20 protein-coding genes are annotated in these 21,011 nt (G+C 72.8%); 16 read left to right on the plus strand and 4 right to left on the minus strand.

Annotated features, from left to right (window positions below; all coding sequences use genetic code 11):
• Window positions 1–108: 108 nt before the first annotated feature.
• The 12 genes from K4S16_RS28630 to K4S16_RS28685 all read left to right on the plus strand — a co-directional run bounded on the left by K4S16_RS28630 (window position 109) and on the right by K4S16_RS28685 (window position 11,839).
• The gene (locus K4S16_RS28630) at window positions 109–1,368 is read left to right on the plus strand and encodes a sensor histidine kinase (RefSeq protein WP_149262160.1); all 1,260 of its coding nucleotides are present in this window, start codon (window positions 109–111) and stop codon (window positions 1,366–1,368) included.
• Window positions 1,356–2,003 (plus strand): response regulator transcription factor, encoded by a 648-nt coding sequence (locus tag K4S16_RS28635; RefSeq protein ID WP_149262161.1) that lies wholly within the window; start codon window positions 1,356–1,358, stop codon window positions 2,001–2,003. The genes K4S16_RS28630 and K4S16_RS28635 overlap by 13 nt, the downstream gene beginning before the upstream one ends.
• Window positions 2,000–2,830, plus strand: a complete 831-nt coding sequence (locus K4S16_RS28640; protein ID WP_149262162.1) for a DUF4097 family beta strand repeat-containing protein — start codon at window positions 2,000–2,002, stop codon at window positions 2,828–2,830. Before K4S16_RS28635 ends, K4S16_RS28640 begins: the two co-directional genes overlap by 4 nt.
• Before the next feature lie 421 nt (window positions 2,831–3,251).
• Complete coding sequence (locus tag K4S16_RS28645) at window positions 3,252–4,289, plus strand: methionine ABC transporter ATP-binding protein (RefSeq protein WP_149262163.1); 1,038 nt, start codon at window positions 3,252–3,254, stop codon at window positions 4,287–4,289.
• Window positions 4,286–4,942 (plus strand): methionine ABC transporter permease, encoded by a 657-nt coding sequence (locus tag K4S16_RS28650; RefSeq protein ID WP_149262164.1) that lies wholly within the window; start codon window positions 4,286–4,288, stop codon window positions 4,940–4,942. The genes K4S16_RS28645 and K4S16_RS28650 overlap by 4 nt, the downstream gene beginning before the upstream one ends.
• 56 nt (window positions 4,943–4,998) lie before the next feature.
• Window positions 4,999–5,814 carry a MetQ/NlpA family ABC transporter substrate-binding protein gene (locus K4S16_RS28655; protein WP_235037126.1) on the plus strand — a complete coding sequence of 272 codons (816 nt, stop codon included), beginning with the start codon at window positions 4,999–5,001 and terminating at the stop codon, window positions 5,812–5,814.
• Between the two features lie 90 nt (window positions 5,815–5,904).
• On the plus strand, window positions 5,905–6,885 hold the full coding sequence (locus K4S16_RS28660) for an STM4015 family protein (protein WP_149262166.1): 981 nt from the start codon (window positions 5,905–5,907) through the stop codon (window positions 6,883–6,885).
• Window positions 6,882–7,835, plus strand: a complete 954-nt coding sequence (locus K4S16_RS28665) for an STM4015 family protein (protein ID WP_200842177.1) — start codon at window positions 6,882–6,884, stop codon at window positions 7,833–7,835. Before K4S16_RS28660 ends, K4S16_RS28665 begins: the two co-directional genes overlap by 4 nt.
• Complete coding sequence (locus tag K4S16_RS28670) at window positions 7,832–8,902, plus strand: STM4014 family protein (RefSeq protein ID WP_149262167.1); 1,071 nt, start codon at window positions 7,832–7,834, stop codon at window positions 8,900–8,902. The genes K4S16_RS28665 and K4S16_RS28670 overlap by 4 nt, the downstream gene beginning before the upstream one ends.
• Complete coding sequence (locus K4S16_RS28675; RefSeq protein WP_149262411.1) at window positions 8,899–9,690, plus strand: STM4013/SEN3800 family hydrolase; 792 nt, start codon at window positions 8,899–8,901, stop codon at window positions 9,688–9,690. The genes K4S16_RS28670 and K4S16_RS28675 overlap by 4 nt, the downstream gene beginning before the upstream one ends.
• 2 nt (window positions 9,691–9,692) lie before the next feature.
• Window positions 9,693–10,982: an STM4012 family radical SAM protein gene (locus K4S16_RS28680; protein WP_235037164.1), complete on the plus strand. Its 1,290-nt coding sequence runs from the start codon at window positions 9,693–9,695 to the stop codon at window positions 10,980–10,982.
• Entirely contained in the window at window positions 10,982–11,839 is an 858-nt protein-coding gene (locus tag K4S16_RS28685) for an STM4011 family radical SAM protein (protein ID WP_149262169.1), read from the plus strand. The genes K4S16_RS28680 and K4S16_RS28685 overlap by 1 nt, the downstream gene beginning before the upstream one ends.
• 79 nt (window positions 11,840–11,918) lie before the next feature.
• Here the strand turns inward: K4S16_RS28685 and K4S16_RS28690 are convergent, their stop codons facing one another.
• From K4S16_RS28690 to K4S16_RS28705, 4 genes are all read right to left on the minus strand, one after another.
• Window positions 11,919–13,085: a DUF6745 domain-containing protein gene (locus tag K4S16_RS28690; protein WP_235037127.1), complete on the minus strand. Its 1,167-nt coding sequence runs from the start codon at window positions 13,083–13,085 to the stop codon at window positions 11,919–11,921.
• Window positions 13,086–13,096: 11 nt separating this feature from the next.
• A complete protein-coding gene (locus K4S16_RS28695) occupies window positions 13,097–13,423 on the minus strand; it encodes a hypothetical protein (RefSeq protein ID WP_149262170.1) in 327 nt (108 codons plus the stop codon).
• A gap of 50 nt (window positions 13,424–13,473) precedes the next feature.
• Window positions 13,474–14,802: a threonine/serine exporter ThrE family protein gene (locus tag K4S16_RS28700; protein ID WP_149262171.1), complete on the minus strand. Its 1,329-nt coding sequence runs from the start codon at window positions 14,800–14,802 to the stop codon at window positions 13,474–13,476.
• 228 nt (window positions 14,803–15,030) lie between these two features.
• Window positions 15,031–15,450, minus strand: coding sequence for a DUF3592 domain-containing protein (locus tag K4S16_RS28705; protein WP_149262172.1), 420 nt, complete (start codon window positions 15,448–15,450; stop codon window positions 15,031–15,033).
• A gap of 110 nt (window positions 15,451–15,560) precedes the next feature.
• Here K4S16_RS28705 and K4S16_RS28710 point away from each other — a divergent pair, with 110 nt between their 5' ends.
• The 4 genes from K4S16_RS28710 to K4S16_RS28725 all read left to right on the plus strand — a co-directional run bounded on the left by K4S16_RS28710 (window position 15,561) and on the right by K4S16_RS28725 (window position 21,008).
• On the plus strand, window positions 15,561–17,651 hold the full coding sequence (locus K4S16_RS28710) for a RecQ family ATP-dependent DNA helicase (RefSeq protein WP_149262173.1): 2,091 nt from the start codon (window positions 15,561–15,563) through the stop codon (window positions 17,649–17,651).
• Window positions 17,652–18,045: 394 nt separating this feature from the next.
• On the plus strand, window positions 18,046–18,630 hold the full coding sequence (locus tag K4S16_RS28715; protein ID WP_149262174.1) for an RNA polymerase sigma factor: 585 nt from the start codon (window positions 18,046–18,048) through the stop codon (window positions 18,628–18,630).
• Window positions 18,630–19,286, plus strand: coding sequence for a hypothetical protein (locus K4S16_RS28720; protein WP_149262175.1), 657 nt, complete (start codon window positions 18,630–18,632; stop codon window positions 19,284–19,286). The genes K4S16_RS28715 and K4S16_RS28720 overlap by 1 nt, the downstream gene beginning before the upstream one ends.
• Before the next feature lie 696 nt (window positions 19,287–19,982).
• Window positions 19,983–21,008, plus strand: coding sequence for a LysR family transcriptional regulator (locus tag K4S16_RS28725; protein WP_200842178.1), 1,026 nt, complete (start codon window positions 19,983–19,985; stop codon window positions 21,006–21,008).
• The last annotated feature ends 3 nt before the right edge of the window (window positions 21,009–21,011 follow it).

A 21,011-nucleotide genomic window follows, 5' to 3' on the forward strand; every position in this document is an offset into this window, starting at 1 on the left:
CCTCAAGATCAGTAGCGCGTCCTTCCGATCCGGGGTGGCACTGGCTTCACCCCCGGCCCTGCACCCTGGTTCATGGCGGCGCCCGAACTGGGGCAATACGGTTGCCCCATGGCAACCCTCTCCGCGGTCCGGCACGTCCGCGTGCGCGCTCCGTGGTCGGCGGCGGCGTGGCGCGACACGGTGTTCGTCGCCTCCGGGGTGCCGCTGCACCTCACCGGCTGGCTGATCCTGTGCTGCCTCTGGGGGGTCTGGACGCCTGTGAACGTGACCCCGATCCTCCTGCTCCTCGGAGCGTCGGTCCTCCTCCTGCTGCTCGCGCTTCGCCGGCTGACCTCCTGGCAGCGGGAGCGGTGCTGGGCGATGCTCGGCCTCGACATCCCGCGGATGCCCGACTTCGACGACGGGCGCCCCTGGGACGCGCTGCGCGACCTCCGCTCGCCCGAGCTGTGGCGGGTCCTCCAGTACCACCTGCTGGCCGGGCCGTTCCTCGCCGCCGGCGGGGTGGTCGTGATCGGGGCGTGGGCGGCCGGCCTCGCCCTCACCACGTCCGCGACCTACGCGTGGGCGGTGCACCCCGGCGATCCGCTGGCCGGCCATCCCCAGCGCGTCGCCGTCCTCACCGCGGTCGGCGTGCTCCTCGTGGCGGCGGCGCCGTGGGCGGCGGCGGGCGTCCGGTACCTGGACGCCCGCGCCGCCGCCCGGCTGCTCGGCCCCGACCGCGCGAAGGAGCTGGAGCGGCGCGTCGAGGACCTGGCCGAAAAGCGCGCCAGCGTGGTGGACGCCGCCGACATCGAGCGCCGCCGCATCGAGCGCGACCTGCACGACGGCGCCCAGCAGCGGCTCGTCTCCCTCGCGCTCAACCTCGGGTTGGCGCGCGAGACGCTCACCGGCGTCCCGGACGACGCCATGCGCGTGATCGTGGAGGCGCACGAGGAGGCCAAGGCGGCGCTGACCGAGCTGCGCGACCTGATCCGCGGCCTGCATCCGGCCGTGCTGGAGGACCGCGGACTGGACGCCGCCCTCTCCGGCGTCGCCGCGCGGGTGCCGCTGCCGGTCCGGCTCCGCGTCGACATCGATCCGCGCGCCTCCTCGACCGTCGAGGCCGTCGCCTACTTCGTCGTCTCCGAGGCGCTCACCAACGTGGTCAAGCACGCGCGCGCCGGCGAGGTGGACGTCCGCGTGGCCCGCAGCGGCGACGTGCTGCGGGTGACCGTCCGCGACGACGGCGAGGGCGGCGCCGACCCGTCCGCCGGGACCGGGCTGACCGGGCTCGCCCGCCGCGTCCGGTCCGTGGACGGTACCTTCCGGATCACCAGCCCCGCGGGGGGCCCGACGACCGTCACCGTGGAGCTGCCGTGCGCATTGTGATCGCCGAGGACTCGGTCCTGCTCCGGGCCGGGCTGATCAAGGTCCTGGAGACCTCCGGGTTCGAGGTCGCGGCGGCCGTCGGCGACGCCGAGGGGCTGCTCGCCGCCGTGCGCGAGCACCGGCCGGACGCGGCGATCGTGGACGTCCGCATGCCGCCCGGCTTCACCGACGAGGGCGTGCGCGCGGCGCTGGTGATGCGGCGGGAGACGCCCGGGACCGCCGTGCTGCTGCTGTCGCAGTACGTCGAGGAGCGGTACGCGGCGGACCTGCTGTCGACCAGCACCAGCGGGATCGGCTACCTGCTCAAGGACCGCGTCGCGGACGTCTCGGTGTTCCTGGACGCGCTGCGCCGGGTCGCGTCCGGCGGCACCGCCCTGGACCCGGAGGTCGTCTCCCAGTTGCTGCTGCGCCGGCACCGCGACCCGTTGGACCGGCTCACCCCGCGCGAGAAGGAGGTCCTCGCCGTCATGGCCGAGGGCCGCTCCAACGCGGGCATCGCCGCGGCGCTCGTGGTGAGCGAGAGCGCGGTCGCCAAGCACATCAACAGCATCTTCGCCAAGCTTGACCTCCCGCACGCCGAGGGCGACCATCGCCGCGTCCTCGCCGTGCTGCGCTTCCTGGACGGCGAGGCGTGAGGGCCCAGGCCGCCGAGGCCCCGCCCGCCGAGGCCCCGCCCGCCCCTCCGGACCGGCCGAGGCGGCGCGGCGTCTGGATCGCGATGGCGATCGCGACGGCGCTGGTCGTGGTCACGCCGGCCGCGGCCGGCCTCACCGGGTCCTTCCGGGCCGTCGAGCGGACGTCGACGTCCTACCGGCAGCCGGTCCGGGAGGTGCGGCTGGACGTGGACGACGCCGAGGTCTCGGTCTGGCCGGGCTCGGACGGCGGGGCGCGCGTCTACAAGGACCTCCACTGGGTGCGGAGCAAGCCCGAGCTCACCGAGTCACTGGTGGATGACGTGCTGTTCGTCACGTTCCGCTGCCCGGGGCCCGAGCGGCTGGGCCCGGGGTGCGGGGCGGACATCGAGGTCCAGGTCCCCGCCGGGGCGCGTGTGTCGGCGGTCTCCGGCTCCGGGCGGATCGACGTGCGCGGGATCACCGGCGATCTCGACCTGCGCACCGGGTCCGGGGAGATCGACGTCGTCGGCGCGCGCGGGCGGCTGCAGCTGCTGGCGAGGTCCGGCACGGTCACCGGCCGCGCGCTCGCCTCGCCGAACACGCAGGCCGACGTGTCGTCCGGCACCCTCGACCTCCGCTACGCCGAGCCTCCGGACTCGGTCGACGCCTCCGCCCACTCCGGGACCGTGAAGATCATCGTCCCGGCGGGCTCGCGCTACCGGGTCGCCGGATGGACGGGCGCCGGCGACGCCCACCTCAACCCGGCCCTCTACGACGACCGCTCGCCCCGCCGGATCTCCGTCCGCAGCGGCTCGGGCGGCACCTACCTCGACTACCGCGACGACTAGGGCGCTGACTAGGGCGAACGCCGTGTCCCGAAGCGACGGGCGTCACACCGGGCGGAGTTGCGTCATCGGTGTGGAGCCGGTTAACTGCTGACATGCCTTCCGTACGCCCGTGCCGTGAGCACCGCCCGCCGATGCGGCGGGCCCTTGGGCGTACGTGTTGCCGGCGAATGTGTGACCGCTGAGGGCCCCCGCCTGAGTCTCGCGCCCCGAAGCGAGCGACCTCCGACCCCCTGAGTCGCGCATGTGTTTCGAACGCCACCTGCTGGGCCACACGCCGTACCCGCCCGGTCTCTCCTGACCGCGCCGCGCCGTCCCGGCAATCGCTGATCGCCGCGCGCTGACGACCCGCGCCGTGTGATCGCCGTCCCGTCCTGAACGCCGCCGCCCGTGTGGCGGCCCCTGTCCGCATGGATGATTTCCTGTGATTCAGATCGAAAAACTTCGCAAGGTCTACCGCGGCCGCGGCCGCGAGGTGACCGCCGTCGACGGCGTCGACCTGACCGTCGCCGAGGGCGAGGTCTTCGGCGTCCTCGGCCGCAGCGGCGCGGGCAAGAGCACCCTGCTGCGCTGCGTCAACCTGCTGGAGCGCCCGGACGAGGGCCGCGTCGTTGTCGGCGGCCGTGACCTGCTCGCGCTGCGCGGCGGGGAGCTGCGCCGGGCGCGCCAGGGCATCGGCATGATCCACCAGCATTTCGGCCTGCTCGCCAGCAGGACCGTCGCCGGGAACGTCGCGTTCCCGCTGGAGGTCATGGGCGTCCCGCGCGCCGAGCGGGCCGGGCGCGTCGCCGAACTGCTCGACCTGGTCGGGCTCACCGAGCACGCGAAGGCGTACCCGGCGCGGATCTCCGGCGGGCAGAAGCAGCGCGTCGGCATCGCCCGCGCGCTCGCGGGACGGCCGAAGGTGCTGCTGTCGGACGAGGCGACCTCCGCGCTCGACCCGGAGACGACCGCCTCCATCCTGGAGCTGCTGCGCGACCTCAACCGCCGGCTCGGCCTCACGATCCTGCTGATCACCCACGAGATGGAGGTGGTCAAGCGCATCTGCGACTCGGCCGCCGTCATGCGGGAGGGCCGGTTCACCGAATCGGGGCCGGTGCCCGCGCTGCTCGCCCGGCCGGGCTCGGAGCTGGCGCGCGGCCTGTTCCCGCTGCCGCCCGCCGAGCCCCGCGACGGCACGACGCTGGTGGAGGTCACGTTCACCGGCGGCGCCACCGACGAGCCGTTCGTCTCGGCGCTGGCCCGCAAGTACGCGCTCGACGTCAACATCCTCGGCGGCGCCGTGGAGACCGTCGGCGGCGAGCGGGTCGGCCGGCTCCAGCTCGAACTGCCCGGCGACCCGGCGCAGAACGCCGCGCAGCTGGCGTTCCTCCGCGAGTCCGGCCTGGCCGTGGAGGTCCGAAACCCCGGGCGGGTCGACGACCCGGCGCAGGCCGGCCCCGTACAGGAGGACGCACGATGAGCTGGGACGAGGTCATGCCGCTGCTGTGGCCCGCCACCCGCGAGACCCTCTACATGACCGGCGTCGCGACGCTGTTCACCGCCGTCCTCGGGCTGCTGCACGGGGTGCTGCTGGTGATCACCGAACGGGACGGGCTGCTGTCCGCGCCGCCGGTCAACGCCGTGCTCGGCGTCATCGTCAACATCGGGCGGTCGCTGCCCTTCCTGATCCTGATGGTGGCGATCATCCCGTTCACCCGGGTGGTCGTCGGCACCAGCATCGGCAACGCCGCCGCGATCGTCCCGCTGACCGTCGGCGCCATCCCGTTCTACGCGCGGCTCGTCGAGATCGCGCTCCGCGAGGTCGACCCGGGCGTGCTCGCCGCGGCGCAGGCGATGGGCGCCACCCGCCGCGTGATCGTCGGCAAGGTCCTGCTGCGCGAGGCGCGGCCGGGCCTGGTGTCCGGGCTGACCGTCACCGTCATCGCGCTCATCGGCTACACGGCCATGGCCGGGACGGTCGGCGGCGGCGGGCTCGGCAACCTCGCCGTCGTCTACGGCTACGAGCGCTTCGAGACCAAGGTCATGGTCTCCACCGTGGCGCTGCTGATCGTCCTGGTCCTGGCCGTCCAGGCCGCGGGGGACCTCACCGCCCGCCGCCTGACCCGCAGATGACGCACCGACCCCCTCCCACCGCAGAGATTCCGGTACCGCAGAGAAAGGCACTCCTCGTGCTTCGCAAGTTCACCACCGCGCTGGCCTCCGTCGCCCTCCTCGCCGGCCTCACCGCCTGCGGCTCGTCCTCGGCGTCCGACGACCCGGACGCCCCGCTGAAGGTCGCGGTCAACCCCGTCCCGCACGGCGACATCCTCGAGTACGTCAAGGACGACCTGGCGGGCAAGGCCGGCCTCAAGCTCGAGATCGTCACCTTCAGCGACTACCAGCAGCCGAACACCGCGCTGAAGGAGAAGCAGGTCACGGCGAACTACTTCCAGCACGTGCCGTTCATGGAGGAGTTCGAGAAGAAGTCGGGGACGAAGCTGGCGTTCGTCGCTCCGGTGCACCTCGAACCCCTCGGCGTGTACTCCGAGAAGGTGAAGAGCCTGCAGGAGGTTCCGCAGGGCGCGACCGTCGCCGTGCCGAACGACCCGGCCAACGAGGGGCGCGCGCTGAAGCTGCTCGCCGACAACGGCCTGATCACGCTGAAGCAGGGCGCGCCGACCAGCGCGACCGAGCGGGACGTCGCGGCCAACCCCAAGGGCCTGAAGTTCAAGCCGCTCAAGGCCGCGCAGCTGCCCCGCTCGCTGGCGGACGTCGACCTCTCGGTGATCAACGGCAACTACGCCATCGAGGCCGGCCTGGCCCCGAACAAGGACGCGCTCGTCGCGGAGAAGGCCGAGGGCAACCCCTACGCCAACGGCATCGTCACGCTGCCGGAGGACAAGGACGACCCCCGCGTGAAGAAGCTCGTCCAGCTGCTGCAGGGCCCCGAGGTGAAGAAGTTCGTCGAGGACGAGTACAAGGGGTCGGTGCTGATCGCCTCCTGACCCCGGGCCCGTCCCCGAACCGCGGAAAGCGGCGCGGTTTGTCCGCCGGTCCTGATAGGACATGTGCCGAAGATCAGGCGAAGGGGACCCATGGGCGTATATGAGCACATTGAGGAGTACGTCGGCCTGCCGGTGGCCACGTTCAACGAGGACACCGGCACCGAGGAGGAAGAGGACGACGGCCGCGGCGCCGGCGCCGACCCCCTCACCGGCCAGGACTTCCCGCCCGCGGGCGAGGCCGCCTGGTTCGTCGGGACCTCCTTCGACGAGGAGCCGTTCGACGCGGTCTTCCGGCGGTTCCTCGACACGATCGACACCACCGAGGTGACGGCGCTCATCATCGGCTACTGGGGCGCGTCCTACGAGTCCGACGACTTCCCCGACCCGGTGGCGCTGCTGACCGGGGCCGCCGCGTCGTTCCCGAAGCTGCGGGCGCTGTTCCTCGGTGACATCACCGGCGAGGAAGCGGAGATCTCCTGGATCGAGCACGCCGACATCACGCCCCTGTTCGCCGCGTTCCCCGACCTGGAGCGCTTCGAGGTGCGCGGCGCGCAGGGGCTCGTCCTCGACCCGGTCAAGAGCGAGAAGCTGAAGGTGCTGCGCTTCGAGTCGGGCGGGCTGCCCGCCCGGATCGTCCGCGCCGTGGGGGCCAGCGACCTGCCGAACCTCGAGCACCTCGACCTGTGGCTCGGCGAGGAGAACTACGGCGGCGACGCCACCGTCGCCGACCTCGCGCCGTTCCTGTCCGGCGAGCGGCTGCCGAACCTGCGCCACCTCGGCCTGGAGGACAGCGAGATCCAGGACGAGATCGCGGCGGCGGTCGCCGGCGCGCCGATCGTCGCGCGGCTGGAGTCGCTGAGCCTCGCGATGGGCGTCCTGACCGACCAGGGCGCCGAGGCGCTGCTGGCCGGCCAGCCGCTGACCCACCTGCGCAAGCTGGACCTGCACCACCACTTCCTGTCCGACGCGATGATCGAGCGGGTGCGGGCGGCGCTGCCCGGCGTCAAGGTCGACCTCGACGACCAGGAGAAGCCGGACGGCGACTGGCACTACATCGCGGTGTCCGAATGATCCAGCAACGCCTCTCCACCTTCGCGGGGCTGCCCGTCCACACCTTCGACGGCGAGCCGGACGGCCCGCTGCCGGAGCCGGACGAGGTGGCCTGGGGCGTCTACCACCACGTCCACGACAACGGCGCGTGGGGCGCGGAGGTCCCCGAGAACCTCGACCTCCTCCTGACGACGGTCGACACCTCCAAGGTCACTCACCTCGTCATCGGCTTTTGGGGGTTCTCCCGCGAGGAGTTCGACCTGGTGCGGTGGCTGGTGGACAACGCCGGGCGCTTCCCCCGCCTGCGCGCGCTGTTCTTCGGTGACGTCCTCGACTGGGAGTGCCACATCTCCTGGGTCCAGAACGGCGACATCTCGCCGGTGTTCGACGCCTACCCGGGGCTGGAGCACTTCGAGATCCGGGGCGCGTCCGACCTGCGATTCGAGCCGCTGCGCCTCGAACGGCTGAAGGCGCTGCGGATCGAGTCCGGCGGGCTGCCGGCGGAGGTCGTGCGGGCGGTCGCGGGCGGCGACCTGCCCCTACTGGAGCACCTGGACCTGTGGATCGGTTCGGAGCAGTACGGCGGGTCGTCCTCGGCCGAGGACTTCGCGCCCATCCTCACCGGCGAGCGGTTCCCGTCCCTGAAGCACCTCGGCCTTGAGAACGGCCCGTTCCAGGACGAGCTGGCGGGAGCCCTGGCGAGCGCGCCGGTCGTCGCCCGGCTGGAGTCGCTCAGCCTGGCGATGGGGATGCTGTCCGACCGGGGAGCGGAGGCCCTCCTGTCCGGGCAGCCCCTCACCCACCTGCGCAGCCTCGACCTGCACCACGCCTTCCTGAGCGAGGCGATGGCCGAGCGGCTCCGTGCGGCGCTGCCGGGCGTCGACCTCGATCTCACCGACGCGCTGGGCGAGCCGTCGTGGCGGGACCAGGAATGGCTCTTCAGCGACTCCTACATCGCGGTGTCGGAATGACGCTCGCCGTGGTCGGCTCGCCCGGCGACCGGCGTCCCGCGCTGCTCGCCGCGGCGTGCCGGTCCGCCGGGCTGCCCGAGCCCCGGCTCGTCCCCTGGACCGGCGTGCTGCGCGGCGCCCCGCTCTCCTTCGCGGCGGGCGAGGCCGTCCGCGTCGACTCGCCCGGAGAGGACGCCGAGGCCGACGCGCTGCTGCGCGGCCCCGGCGCGCCCGAGCGGGTCGGCGGCGGGGCCCGCTGGCACCGGACGTTCACGGCGGCGCTGCGGCGGGTGTCGGCGGCGGCCTCGGCCTCCGGTGCCCGTCTCCTCGGCGACGTCGAGGAGATCGCGGTCATGTTCGACAAGCGGCTCACCCATGCCCGCCTGCTCTGTGCGGGAGTGCCCGTCCCGCCCGCCCTGCCGGAGGTCGACGGATACGCCTCGCTCCGCGCCCGGATGACCGAGGCGGGCGAGCGGCGGGTGTTCGTGAAGCCGGCGCACGGCTCGTCCGCCTCCGGGGTGGTCGCGCTCCAGACGGCGCCGGGCCGCGTGCGTGCCGTGACGTCGGCGCTCCTGGAGGGCGACCGGCTGGTCAACTCGCTGCGCGTCCGCTCGTACGAGACCGAGGCCGAGGTCGCGGCGCTGATCGACCTGCTCGCCCCGGACGGCCTGCACGTGGAGCGCTGGCTGCCGAAGGCGACGATCGGCGGGCGCGTGTTCGACCTGCGGGTCGTCGTCATCGGCGGCGAACCCACGCACGCCGTCGTCCGGACCAGCCGGACCCCGATGACGAACCTGCACCTGGGCGGTGCCAGGGGAGACCTGGGGGCGGTGCGGCGCGCGCTTGGAGAGGACGGCTGGAACCGGGCCCTCGGCGTGTGCGCGCGGGCCGCCGCCTGCTTCCCGGGCAGCCCCATGGTCGGCGTCGACCTGCTCGCGGGATTCGGGTTGAAGCGGTTCGCGGTCTGCGAGGTGAACGCCTTCGGCGACCTGCTGCCAGGGCTGACCGGGCTCCCCGGGACCTCGGCCGAGGGCCTGGACACCTACGGAGCCCAGGTCCGGGCGGTGTTGAGCGCGTGCACGACATGAACGAGGTCATCGGCAGCCACGACGTGCTGCTGGTGACCCTCGACACGCTGCGGTACGACGTGGCCGCCGAACTGGCCGCGGCGGGGGACACCCCCACGCTGGCCGCGCTGCTCCCGGAAGGCCGCTGGGAGCGCCGCCACACGCCCGGCAGTTTCACCTACGCCGCGCACGCGGCGATGCTGGCCGGCTTCCTGCCGACGCCCGCATCGCCCGGCCCGCATCCGCGCCTGTTCGCCGGCGCCTTCCCGGGCAGCGAGACCACCGCCGCAGGCACGTGGACGTTCGACGCCGCCGACCTGCCGGCGGGCCTCGCCGCCGCGGGCTACCACACGGTCTGCGTGGGCGGCGTCGGGTTCTTCAACAAGCTGACACCGCTCGGGTCGGCGCTGCCGTCGCTCTTCGCCGAGAGCCACTGGGAGCGCGAGTTCGGCGTGACCGACCCGGAGTCGCTGCCCAACCAGATCGACCGGATCGCCGAGGTCATGGCGCGTCTGCCTGCCGGACGGCGCCTGTTCCTGCTGCTGAACGTCGCGTCCTTGCACCAGCCCAACTGGTTCTACATGGACGGCGCCACACGTTCAGACGGGGATACGCGTGCGAGCCACGCCGCCGCGCTCCGGCATGTGGACGCCCACATCGGCAGGCTGTTCGGCTTGATGCGCCGGCCGTGCTTCGTCATCGTCTGCTCCGACCACGGGACGGCGTACGGCGAGGACGGCCACACGGGCCACCGCATCGGCCACGAGGTCGTCTGGACCGTTCCGTACGGGGAGTTCGTTCTGCCGTGAACCTGAACGCCGTGAACCCATATCAGGCGTACGTGTACGCCTATCCGCACAAGACCGCCTACCGTCCGCTGCGCCCCGAGCCCGCGCTGCGGGACGTGTGGGCGGACGAGCCGCTCGACGCGCTCTTCCTGTACTTGCACGTGCCGTTCTGCGAGATGAGGTGCGGCTTCTGCAACCTCTTCACCCGCACCGGCGCGCCGGAGGAACTGACCGGCGCCTACCTGGACGCGCTCGACCGGCAGGCCACCGCCGTCCTGGACGCCCTGGACGGGCCCGCCTTCGCCACCGCGGCGTTCGGCGGGGGGACGCCGACCTACTTCACCGCGTCCGAGCTGGAACGGCTCTGCGGCATCGCCGGACGGTTCCCCGGGTTCGGCTCGATCCCGCTGGGCGTGGAGACGTCCCCTGCGACCGCCACCACCGACCGGCTGACCGTCCTCGCCGAACACGGGACCACCCGCGTATCCATCGGCGTGCAGAGCTTCCTGGACGAGGAGGCGCGCGCCGCCGTCCGGCCGCAGAAGCGCGCCGAAGTGGAGGCCGCGCTGGACCGCATCCGTGCCGTGGGGTTCCCGATCCTGAACATCGACCTGATCTACGGCATCGACGGCCAGACGCCCGCGACGTGGACGCACTCCTTGGACGCCGCTCTCGCGTGGCGCCCTGAGGAGGTCTACCTGTACCCGCTCTACGTCCGCCCGCTGACCGGCCTCGGCCGCCGTGCCCAGGACTGGGACGACCAGCGCCTCACCCTCTACCGGCTCGGCCGCGACCACCTGCTCGGCGAGGGCTACGAGCAGGTGTCGATGCGGATGTTCCGGCTGCCGTCATCCGGTGCGGGCGGCACGGAGTACTGCTGCCAGACGGACGGCATGGTCGGTCTGGGCTGCGGGGCGCGCTCCTACACCTCCCGCCTCCACTACTCGTTCGAGTACGCCGTCGGAGCCGGGCAGGTGCGCTCCATCATCGACGACTACGTGCGCGAGTCCGATTTCACCACCGCCCGCGTCGGCTTCGCGCTGGGCGACGACGAACGCCGCCGGCGGCATCTCGTCCAGTCCCTTCTGCAAGCGAGCGGCGTCGATCTGGGCGCCTACCGCGCGCGCTTCGGGAGCGACCCGATGGACGACTTCCCCGCCGATCTGAAGTCCTTCGCCGATCGCGGATGGCTGGAGACCACCGAGGACGCCGTTCGACTCACCCCTGAGGGGCTCGCCTACTCCGACGCCATAGGCCCGGCCCTGTTCTCGTCCCCTGTCCGGGACCTGATGGCCTCCTACGAGGCGCGGTGATGGACCATCTGACGATCCTGTACCGGGGGCCGCTCGCCAGCTGCGACTACGACTGCCCGTACTGCCCGTTCGCCAAGCGCCGCGACACGCCCGAGCAGCTCCGCGCCGACCGCGCCGCGCTCGAACGCTTCACGGAGTGGGTGGCGCACCGCGACCACCGCGTCTCGGTCCTCTTCACGCCGTGGGGCGAGGGGCTCGTCCGCTCCTGGTACCGGCGCGCCCTGACCGACCTGAGCCACCTCCCGCACGTGGAGCGGGTCGCGATCCAGACGAACCTCAGCCACCGCGTGTCGTGGACGGCCGACGCCGACCTCACGCGACTGGCGCTGTGGGCGACCTACCACCCCGGCCAGGTGCCCTACGAGCGGTTCCTCGGCAAATGCCTGGACCTGGCGTCGCGCGGTGTCCGCTTCAGCGTCGGGATCGTCGGCCAGCCGGAGCATCTCGACGCCGCTCGCCGCCTCCGCGCGGACCTTCCCGACACCACCTATCTCTGGGTCAACGCCGCCGAAGGTCGCGTCTACGACGACGCCGAGGCCGCCTCCTGGACCGACATCGATCCGCTGTTCCCCGTGAGCCGCCATCCGCACGCGAGCCGCGGCCTCCCCTGCCGGACGGGGGACACGGTCGTGTCGGTGGACGGCGACGGAACGGTCCGGCGCTGCCACTTCGTCCCGTCCGTGCTGGGCAACCTCTACGACGGATCGTTCCAGGACGCCCTGGCACCGCGCCCTTGCCCGCTCGACACGTGCGACTGCCACATCGGCTACGTCCACCTCGAACCGCTCGGCCTCTACGACACCTTCGCCGGCGGCGTCCTCGAACGGATCCCCGCCCTGCTCGGCCAGGCTCCCTGAACGGGCGGCGCCCCCTGGTGACTGGGGAAGTGAGACCAGGGGACGCCGGCCAGACCGGATACTCCGGTCGCCTACAGGCTCAGGTCTGCTTCTCGGGGTGGTAGTCGGCCTCGTCCACGCCGAACGTCCACGCGACGCCCGCACGCGCCGTGCGAGTGTCGGGCGGGACGCGCAGGTAGTAGGTGCGGTGCGTGCCGTCCGGCTCGGGCGTGGAGTTGACCACCTCCACCATGACCACCGGTTCGTCGCCCGGCAGGTCGATCGACCACAGGACGCCCGTCTCGTCGCGGTGCCGCGGACGCGCGCCGGTCTCGGCCAGGTACCGGTCGTAACCGAAGATCTCCAGCATCACGCGGCGCAGCTCGGCGTTCTGCTCGGCGGAGATGCGGTCGGGCGTCAGGTCGGTGAGCGACTCGACGAAATCGGGCGGGATCGGCATGCCGCGCCAGGCGTGCAGGGCGAATCCGTCCGGGTAGGCGAGGGCGGGGCCGTCGCCGCGGTGCAGCCGGCCGGGCTCGTCGCGGTACAGCTCACTGGGCCGCTCGGAGAGGATCACCAGCCGCTCGTAGGGCCACCACCAGCCGGCCGACCGGGCGACTTCCGCCAGCCCGGTCAGCGGGCCGTCGAGCCGTCCGAGCGACTCGAACAACGCCAGCCACGGCGCGTCGTGCTGGCCCAGGACGGCGTCGAGCGTGGCCGCGCGCAGCAGCGACTCGGCCGCGTCCTCCTCCGGGGTGGACCGCTCGTTCCCCGCCGCCATCGACCGGCCGTGCGCCCGGTCGCCGACAGCCCCGCGCACGCGCGTCACCAGCGCCTGCACCTGGTCCCACAGCAGCCCGCCCGTCTCGGCCCAGGTGCGCGGCCACTGCTCCGGCCCCTGTTCGGAGCAGGCCGCCGCGCGTTCGGCTTCCCAAGGCCGGGTGCGCACGTCCGTCAGGACGCTCCGCCCCGCCGCGTCGGCGCCCAGGTCGGCGCGGGCCTGCTGGAGCAGGTCGTCAAGCCCGGCCTTCTCCAACGCCTCGCCATGCCCGGCGAGGACGGCCGCCGCGACGGCGCCCCGCATGGGGGAGGGCACCCACAGGTACCGCTCGGGGGGCTCCAACCCTGCGGCCGCGTAGGCGGCGGCCACGCCCGCCTCGGCGCGTGCACGGTCGGCGGGACCGGTGGCGAACGCCGCCGCCTGCCAGTCTCCGACCACGTAATGGGTCTCGCGTACCGTTCCGGTGAGCATCGTTCCGGTGAGCATCGTCCCGCCCCTCAGTCGGCCACGACGCGGACCGCGCCGGGCACGTACTCGCGCTGGCGGATGACCCTGTACCAGCCCTTGGGCAGGGTGATCGCCGCGTGCTCCTCATGCACCAGCCGCCCGCCGGACGGCAGGTGCAGGTGGTCCGGGACGAGCGGGTCGGGGGTGCGCAGCAGCGTGCCGGGCGCGGCGAGGGCGTGGGCGTGCCCGGTGGCCTCACCACGGGCCAGCACCATGCGGCCCCGGCCGTCGCGCGGGGACGGCGGCAGCTCGCGGACGGCCTGCGGAACCGATTCCTCGGGCACGGGCAGGATCAGGACGTCTCCCTGTCGGTACATGCCGCGAACGTAACGTCCCCCACCGACAAAACCGCCCTGGCCGCTCCCGGTCAGAAGCCGCGGGTCCGGCGGGCCGCCGGGCGGGCCCAGCGGCCCGACGCGCTGAGGCCGACGTGCTGGAACGCGCGGACGAGTTCGCCGCCGAGGTTCACGCCGGCGCCGAGCGCGAGCGCCACGGAGATCGCTCCGATGAGGCTCAGCACGCCCGCCTGCGGCGAACCGGTGTTGAGCTCGACCATGCCGCGGTAGAGCGCCGTCCCCGGCAGCAGCGGGCCGATGGCGGGGACCACGAAGGGCATGACGGGCGCCCCGTGCCTGCGGGCGAGCCAGCTCGCCATGACACCGACGAGGGTCGCCGCCACGGCGGCGGCCAGGACGGGTGGAACGTGCCATCCGCGGCCCAGGACGTACAGCACCCAGATCATCGCGCCGCCCAGGGCGACCGTGGTCAGCACGTCGCGCGGGGCGGCGAGGGACACCGCGAACGTCAGCGAGATGGCGGCGGCGGCCAGGACGGCGATGGGCTTCAGGCTCGCCGAGGGGGTGGGCAGGTGCACCACGTCGATCGGCACGCCCATGTTCACCGCGAGGTAGACCACGGCGCCCAGCCCGGCCACGATCGCCGCGATCATGAAGAAGACCTCCAGGACCCGCGCCCCGGCGCTGACCAGGTCTCCGGTGATGCCGTCCTGGATGCTCGCCACCAGCGGGCGTCCCGGGAGCAGCGCCAGGATCGAGCCGGTGACGATCGTCGCGGCCTGGCCCGGGTTGCCGAGGGCCACCACCCCCGCGGCCGCCGCCGCTCCTATCGCGGCGGCCACCGACAGCTGGAAGAACTCCGCGATGCCCCGGCGCGCCAGCGCGGCGGCCGTGCGGTCGCCCAGCATCGTGGCGACGAACGCCGTGGTCGCCACCAGCGGCCCGCCGCCGGACAGCACGCTGCCCGACGCGGCGATGAGCCCGAGCGACACGACCAGCAGCCAGGTCGGGTACGGAGGGCGGCCCCTCTTGATCTCCGCGAGCCGCTTGTGGGCCTCCTCCAGTTCGAGCATGCCGATGGACGCGTCCTGGACGAGCTGGTGCAGCGCGGTGAGCCGCCAGTAGGCCGGAGTCCGCCGCCGGATGGCGCGCGCGCCCGTCATCGGCGCCGCGCCCCCTCCCGGGTGCGCCGAGACCAGGATGCTGGTCAGCGTGACCTGCACCTCGCAGCGGGGGAGTTCGTAGGCCACGGCCAGACCGAGCATCGCCTCGTTGACGCGCTCGGTGGTCTCGCCACTGGCCAGAAGGAGCTCGCCCACGCGCAGCACCAGATCGACGACGCGCGCGTCGACGATCTCGCTCGGCTCGTCTTCCGGCGCCTCGGGGGGCGTGGTGTCCATCAGGACCTGCCATGTCCGCCGCAAGCGATCAGCCGCGCCCATTCCCCCCAGGTGTCCCTTCCCGCCCATGAACCGATCTTGACTGGCAGGCTACCCACCTGCCCGGCGTCCCCAATCCGTGGCCTGCGTCCCACCCTTCTCACTCACCGGCGTCGCCATGCGAATGCCGGGCGGCAGTGGCCGACGCAGCGCACTGGGGCCGCCGACCTGTGGCCGCGGCTCAGGACATCAGGTGACGAAGTTCACGACCAAACCCACGGCAAGAGATGCCCCTGCGACTCCGGCCGCCAAGCAGGAGAACAGGCCGGGCCTGTCGTAGCCCTCCAAGCGAACGCGCTGAGGCTTGGCCGGGTCGTACCGGACGCGCAGCCGCGTCGAGCGGTCGATCGGATAGAGCCGACCGACCTTGGACTCCACTCTGACCTCGTCGCTGTCCGGCGGGCTGAAGGCGACCTCGGGATAGAAGCGGGGATCGCCCTCGCCGTCGGAGTCCTCACGGACTCCGACGATCTCCGCCTCGATCCACTGCCCGCGGACCAGGAGTCGGAAGTTGGCCCACGCTTCTACGAAGGCCCAGCAGGAAAGCCCTGTGCAGAGCGGGATCATAGCCGCCTTGATGGCCGTGTCGATCGTCTGTTCCCAGTCCACTCGCGAAGAGTATCGGTCGCGCGGTGCAAGCCGTGATCAGCCGAAACCGGCCGTTTTCCACAGAACGTCGTTCTGGTGCGGGTGCTCCGCGGCACTGGTACCAAGGACGCATGAGCTCTTCGGACGGTCTGCGGGACGAGGCCGAGCGGTGCCTGCGCGCCCTCGCCGGTGACCACGCGCGGCTGCGCGACGACCAGTGGACGGCGATCAGCGCGCTCGTCGTCGAGCGGCGGCGCGCCCTCGTCGTCCAGCGGACCGGCTGGGGCAAGTCCGCCGTCTACTTCGTGGCGACCCGGCTGCTGCGCGAGCGCGGCGCCGGCCCGACCGTGATCGTCTCGCCGCTGCTGGCGCTGATGCGCAACCAGATCGAGGCCGCCGACCGGGCGGGCATCCGCGCCCGCACGATCAACTCGTCCAACACCGGCGACTGGGACCAGGTCTTCGCCGAGGTCGAGGAGGGCGCGGTCGACGTCCTGCTGGTGAGCCCCGAGCGGCTCAACAACCCCGACTTCCGCGATCTCGTCCTGCCGAAGCTCGCCGCGGGGGCCGGGCTGGTCGTGGTCGACGAGGCGCACTGCATCTCCGACTGGGGCCACGACTTCCGCCCCGACTACCGGCGGCTGCGCACCCTGCTGGCCGACCTGCCGCCCGGCATCCCGGTGCTCGCCACCACCGCGACGGCCAACGCCCGCGTCACCAAGGACGTCGCCGAGCAGCTCGCCGGCGACGACGCCCTGGTCCTGCGGGGCCCCCTCGAACGCGACTCGCTGCACCTCGCCGTGGTGAACCTCCCCTCCGCCGAGCAGCGCGTCGCCTGGCTGGGCGAGCACCTCGGCGACCTCCCGGGCTCCGGCATCATCTACACCCTCACCGTCGCCGCGGCCCACGAGATCACCGGCTGGCTCCGCGACCGCGGATACGAGGTGGCCGCCTACTCCGGCCAGACCGAGCAGGCCGAGCGCCTCCAGGCCGAGCGGGACCTCCACGACAACAAGCTCAAGGCCCTCGTCGCCACCAGCGCCCTCGGCATGGGCTTCGACAAGCCCGACCTCGGCTTCATCGTCCACGTCGGTGCCCCGCAGTCCCCGGTGGCCTACTACCAGCAGATCGGCCGGGCCGGTCGCGGCGTCGACCGCGCCGAGGTGATCCTGCTCCCCGGCCGCGAAGACCGCGACATCTGGGCCTACTTCGCAAGCCTGGCATTCCCTCCGGAGCACATCGTCCGCAGCACGCTGGACGTCCTTGACATGGCCGACCGCCCGCTCTCCACCACGGCCCTGGAGCCGATGGTCGACCTCAACCGGGCCCGCCTGGAGATGATGCTCAAGGTCCTCGACGTGGACGGCGCCGCCCGCCGCGTCAAGGGCGGCTGGACGTCCACGGGCGAACCCTGGTCCTACGACCGCGAGCGCTACGAGCGCGTCACCGCCGAGCGCCGCCGCGAGCAGCAGGCGATGCTCGACTACATCGCCACCACCGGCTGCCGCGAGGAGTTCCTGCGCCGCCAGCTGGACGACCCCGCCGCCGCGCCCTGCGGCCGCTGCGACAACTGCACGGGCCGCCACTGGCCCACCGAGGTCACCCAGGAGAGCACGACCCAGGCCCGCGACCGCCTGCACCGCCCCGGCGTCGACATCGCCCCCCGCCGCATGTGGCCGACGGGCGTGAAGGACGACCTGGGCGTCTCCGGCCGCATCAAGCCCGAGCTCCAGGCCGAGACGGGCCGCGCCCTCGGCCGCCTCACCGACATCGGCTGGGGCAACCGCCTGCGCGGCCTGTTCGCCGCCGACGACACCGACGTCCCGGCCGACCTGGTGGACGCCGTCGTGAAGGTCCTCGCCGCCTGGGACTGGACGGCCCGCCCCACCGGCGTCGTCACGATCGGCTCCCGCTCCCGCCCCCGCCTGGTCACGACGTTCGGCCGGCGCATCGCCCAGATAGGCCGCCTGCCCTACCTGGGCGTGACCCCCATCGGCGACCCCGCCCCCCGCCGCCACAACAGCGCCCAACGCCTCCGCTCCGTCTGGAACGCCCTGGCCGTCCCCCAAGACCTGGCCGAGGCCCTAGTCGACAACCCCGGCCACATCCTCCTGGTGGACGACCGCATAGAAACCGGCTGGACAATGACCGTAGCCACCCGCCTCCTAAAAGAGTCCGGCGCTCAATCAACCCTCCCCTTGGCACTAGCTACGCCCACCTAACCCCGAAGCCCCGCACTCCCCACCCGGCACCCTTCCCAATCCCCGCCCTGCCACCACACGCAACACCCGAACGCGCAGGACGCCGAGCGCGCTCAACCCACCGGGCACGCGGCCTGCAACCACACGCGCGACGTGCCGGGGGCGTGTCGGGTGCCGGGCGTGCGCAGGCTGCCGGGCGCTCCTACCGCCGCACGCGGACGGCCGAGGCCCGGGTACCGGCGTGTTCGACCCGCCAGGCGGCCGGGCGTGCGATGTGTCGGGTGTCGGGCGTGCGCAGGCTGCGGTGGCCATGGTGGCGCGGCCCCTATTGGCCATTTTGGGGGTTGGCGTGAAGGCTGGCGGCGTGGGCGGGCAATAACGGGTGTCAGGGGAGCCACTCGGAAGGTGCCGACGCATGGCCGCCACTGTTCCCTCGTCCGCGGCGCCGGCCGGGATGCCCGTGGAGCCCAGCGACGCCGTGGTGATGGCGGCGTCCCGTGGTGATCCTGAGCGGTTCTCGGAGATCTTCGACCGGTACTTCGCGGAGATCCACCGCTACGTCGCGTCCCGTCTCGGGGACGCCGCGGCCGACGACGTGGCCGCCGAGACGTTCCTGACGGCCTTCACGCTGCGGCACAAGTACGACACCGGACGCCCCCAGGCCCGCGCGTGGTTGTACGGCATCGCCACCAACCTCCTCCGGCGGCATCGCCGTTCCGAGACGCGGGCCTACCGGGCGGTCGGACGCGCGGCCGACGAGACCGACCACGCCGACCGGGTCGCCGAGATGGTCAGCGCGCAGGGGATGCGGCCCCGGCTGGCGGCGGCGCTGGCGGGCTTGGGCGCGGGAGACCGCGACGTCCTGCTGCTGGTCGTGTATGGCGACCTGGCCTACGAGGAGGTCGCGCAGGCACTCGGCATCCGCGTCGGGACGGTCGGCTCCCGGCTCAACCGGGCGCGGCGCAAGCTGCGCAAAGCCCTTGAAGGAGACGCGGAGTGATGGACGAGATGCGCATGCTGCGGGAGTACCACGACGCCCGTCCCGGTCCGTCGTCCGAGGTGACCGCCCAGGCGCGAGCCCGGCTGGAGGAGAGGGCGCGGACACGGGAGCGCAGGTTCCGGGTGCGGCGGCCCTACGTGCTGGGCGTCGCGGCCATCGGCGCCGCGGCGGTCGCGACGGTGCCGCTCGGCGGAGGGTCGGGCGGTGACCAGGCGTACGCGGCCGAGCGCCTGCCGGACGGCCGGATCAAGGTGACGATGGACGACCTCGCAGGCCCACCGGCGATCATCCAGCGGCGGCTGGACAGGGTGGAACGCGAGCTCGCCGCGCTGGGCGTCAAGGCGGACATCGAACTGATCCCCTCCCAGACGGAGTGTTCGAGCGTCCCGCGTGGTGATCTCGACGTGGAGGCCAACAGGCGTGCGAGCCCGGTCGATGACGGATGGCTCCTGCCCCACCGGGACAAGCGCGCGATCTTCTACGTGCATCCTGAACGCATCAAGCCCGGAAACACCCTGGTCTGGACGCTCGCCGTGACCCGCGCCGGAGGCATGACGGCGGTGCAGCTCAGCTTGTACCAGGTGCGCGGTCCGGCGAAGCCCTGCAATCCAGTGCCGCTCGGCGAGATACGCCCCCGGTTGGGCGGAGGCGGTTGATCCTGGTCCGCCCCCTCGCCCACGTCGGACCGGGAAGACGGAGGGACCGACCGACCTCTTGCCCGGCGGAGGTGGCGGATCCTGGTCCGCCCTCGCCTACAGCGGACCCGGGAGCGCGGAGGGACGATCTCTGCCCGGCCTTCGCGGAGGGCGGATGCCGCGTGTGACCGCTGCCGCCGGTTGCGGCACGAGGCGGCTCTGGCGGTGACCGCGCTGGGCCGGGCCGTCTCGTCCTCGGCGTGCGGCGGCGGCCGCGCCGCTGGCGGGTGGACGCCGTGCCCCGCCGCGGGCCGGGTTCGCGGCAGGGGAAGAGTGTGCCGCCCGCGCGCCCCCGTGGGCGCGGGCGGGACGTTTTCGGGCCGGCCCGTGCGCGCGGCCCCGCGCACGGGCCGGCGTCCGGTCCCGGCGCCGCGGCGGAGAAGAGCCGCGGCGAACGGGAGTCGGGGCGCCGGGCGGCGGCCCCGGCGGCCGGCACCACCGGGGCGCGCCCGGGAGCGCCGCCGTCCTGGGAGTGGGACGGGTGACGGCGGCGGTGGAGCGGCTCGAAGGAAAGTGTTCTAGAGGTTAGAAAACTCTGTCCAGTTGTTTGGCAGAACATCTTGAGATAAGTTCAGGCGGAAATGTCATCATTTCCCGCTTAGTTGACCGCGCGGCCATTTCCGCGACCCGCCGGATGAGGTAGTAATGTCCCACCCCATGTCCCCGACCCTCGACTCGCTCCTGGAGTGTCCGCCCGGCCTGCTGGACATGACGTTCGACCAGCTCCGGACGCTGCTGGTGGTGCACGAGACGGGGTCGGCGCTACGGGCGGCCCGGGTGCTGGGCCGCGAGCAGTCGAGCGTCCAGAAGCAGCTCGACACGCTGAACCGCAACAGCCAGGTCCTGTGCGGCGAGGTCCTGACCGTCCGGCAGGGGCGCGGGAAGGACTACCTGTTCACCCCGACCGGGGAGACCACGGTCGAACTGGCGCGCACGACCTTCGAGAAATGGCTGGAGTCCATTCACTGGAGCCGGCGCCGCCTCGGCCGGATGCTGACGGTCGGGACGACCGAGTTCACCCTGCCGATCGTCTCCCGGGCCTGGGACCGGGTCTCCGAGGAGTTCCGGCAGCGGGAGGTCGAGTTCAAGGTCGCCCACGTCCGCACCAAGGACCTGTGGTCCCGGCTGGAGACCCGCCAGGTCGACCTCATCTGCGGCAGCATCGTCAGCACCCCGGAGGGCGACCTGCGCCTGAAGGAGTACGAGGTCATCGAGTACGCCCGGGGCCAGGCGCTGCTGCTCACCAACCTGCCGGAGGGCGAACTGCCCGACACCCCCGTGGAGACCAGCCGCCTCGGCCGGATCCCGCTGGTGGTGCCGCCCGCAGGGCTCGTCGCCGACCTGCTCGCCACCTGGTACGGGACGAACTTCCGCGAGCGCCTGAGCGTCGTCGCCGACATCGACGACCTGCACTACGGGCTGTCGCTGCTGCGCTCCGGGTTCGTGCGCGGCTGCATGATCGTCACGGGTTCGATCGGGCGGGGCATGGCGGCGCAGGAGGACCCCGACGCCGTCCCGCTCCGCGCGATCAAGCTGCACGACGACCTGGAGCCCAAGGCCGAGCTCATGACGGGCGCCTTCGTCCGCCGCGCCGATCTCGAACGCTATGACGCGGGGCACCCCCTCAACCGCCTCTGGGACGCGGTCAAGGAGGACGTCCGCACCTACACCCCGCTCGCCTGACGG

Origin of the sequence: Actinomadura sp. K4S16, assembly GCF_008327685.1 — a bacterium.
Lineage (GTDB): Bacteria > Actinomycetota > Actinomycetes > Streptosporangiales > Streptosporangiaceae > Spirillospora.

Coding starts and splice junctions, on each gene's coding strand:
- K4S16_RS28630 (WP_149262160.1), top strand. CDS start 109: ATGGCAACCCTCTCCGCGGTCCGGCACGTCCGCGTGCGCGCTCCGTGG.
- K4S16_RS28650 (WP_149262164.1), top strand. CDS start 4,286: ATGAGCTGGGACGAGGTCATGCCGCTGCTGTGGCCCGCCACCCGCGAG.
- K4S16_RS28660 (WP_149262166.1), top strand. CDS start 5,905: ATGGGCGTATATGAGCACATTGAGGAGTACGTCGGCCTGCCGGTGGCC.
- K4S16_RS28665 (WP_200842177.1), top strand. CDS start 6,882: ATGATCCAGCAACGCCTCTCCACCTTCGCGGGGCTGCCCGTCCACACC.
- K4S16_RS28670 (WP_149262167.1), top strand. CDS start 7,832: ATGACGCTCGCCGTGGTCGGCTCGCCCGGCGACCGGCGTCCCGCGCTG.
- K4S16_RS28675 (WP_149262411.1), top strand. CDS start 8,899: ATGAACGAGGTCATCGGCAGCCACGACGTGCTGCTGGTGACCCTCGAC.
- K4S16_RS28685 (WP_149262169.1), top strand. CDS start 10,982: ATGGACCATCTGACGATCCTGTACCGGGGGCCGCTCGCCAGCTGCGAC.
- K4S16_RS28690 (WP_235037127.1), bottom strand. CDS start 13,085: ATGCTCACCGGAACGATGCTCACCGGAACGGTACGCGAGACCCATTAC.
- K4S16_RS28695 (WP_149262170.1), bottom strand. CDS start 13,423: ATGTACCGACAGGGAGACGTCCTGATCCTGCCCGTGCCCGAGGAATCG.
- K4S16_RS28700 (WP_149262171.1), bottom strand. CDS start 14,802: ATGGACACCACGCCCCCCGAGGCGCCGGAAGACGAGCCGAGCGAGATC.
- K4S16_RS28710 (WP_149262173.1), top strand. CDS start 15,561: ATGAGCTCTTCGGACGGTCTGCGGGACGAGGCCGAGCGGTGCCTGCGC.
- K4S16_RS28715 (WP_149262174.1), top strand. CDS start 18,046: ATGGCCGCCACTGTTCCCTCGTCCGCGGCGCCGGCCGGGATGCCCGTG.
- K4S16_RS28720 (WP_149262175.1), top strand. CDS start 18,630: ATGGACGAGATGCGCATGCTGCGGGAGTACCACGACGCCCGTCCCGGT.
- K4S16_RS28725 (WP_200842178.1), top strand. CDS start 19,983: ATGTCCCCGACCCTCGACTCGCTCCTGGAGTGTCCGCCCGGCCTGCTG.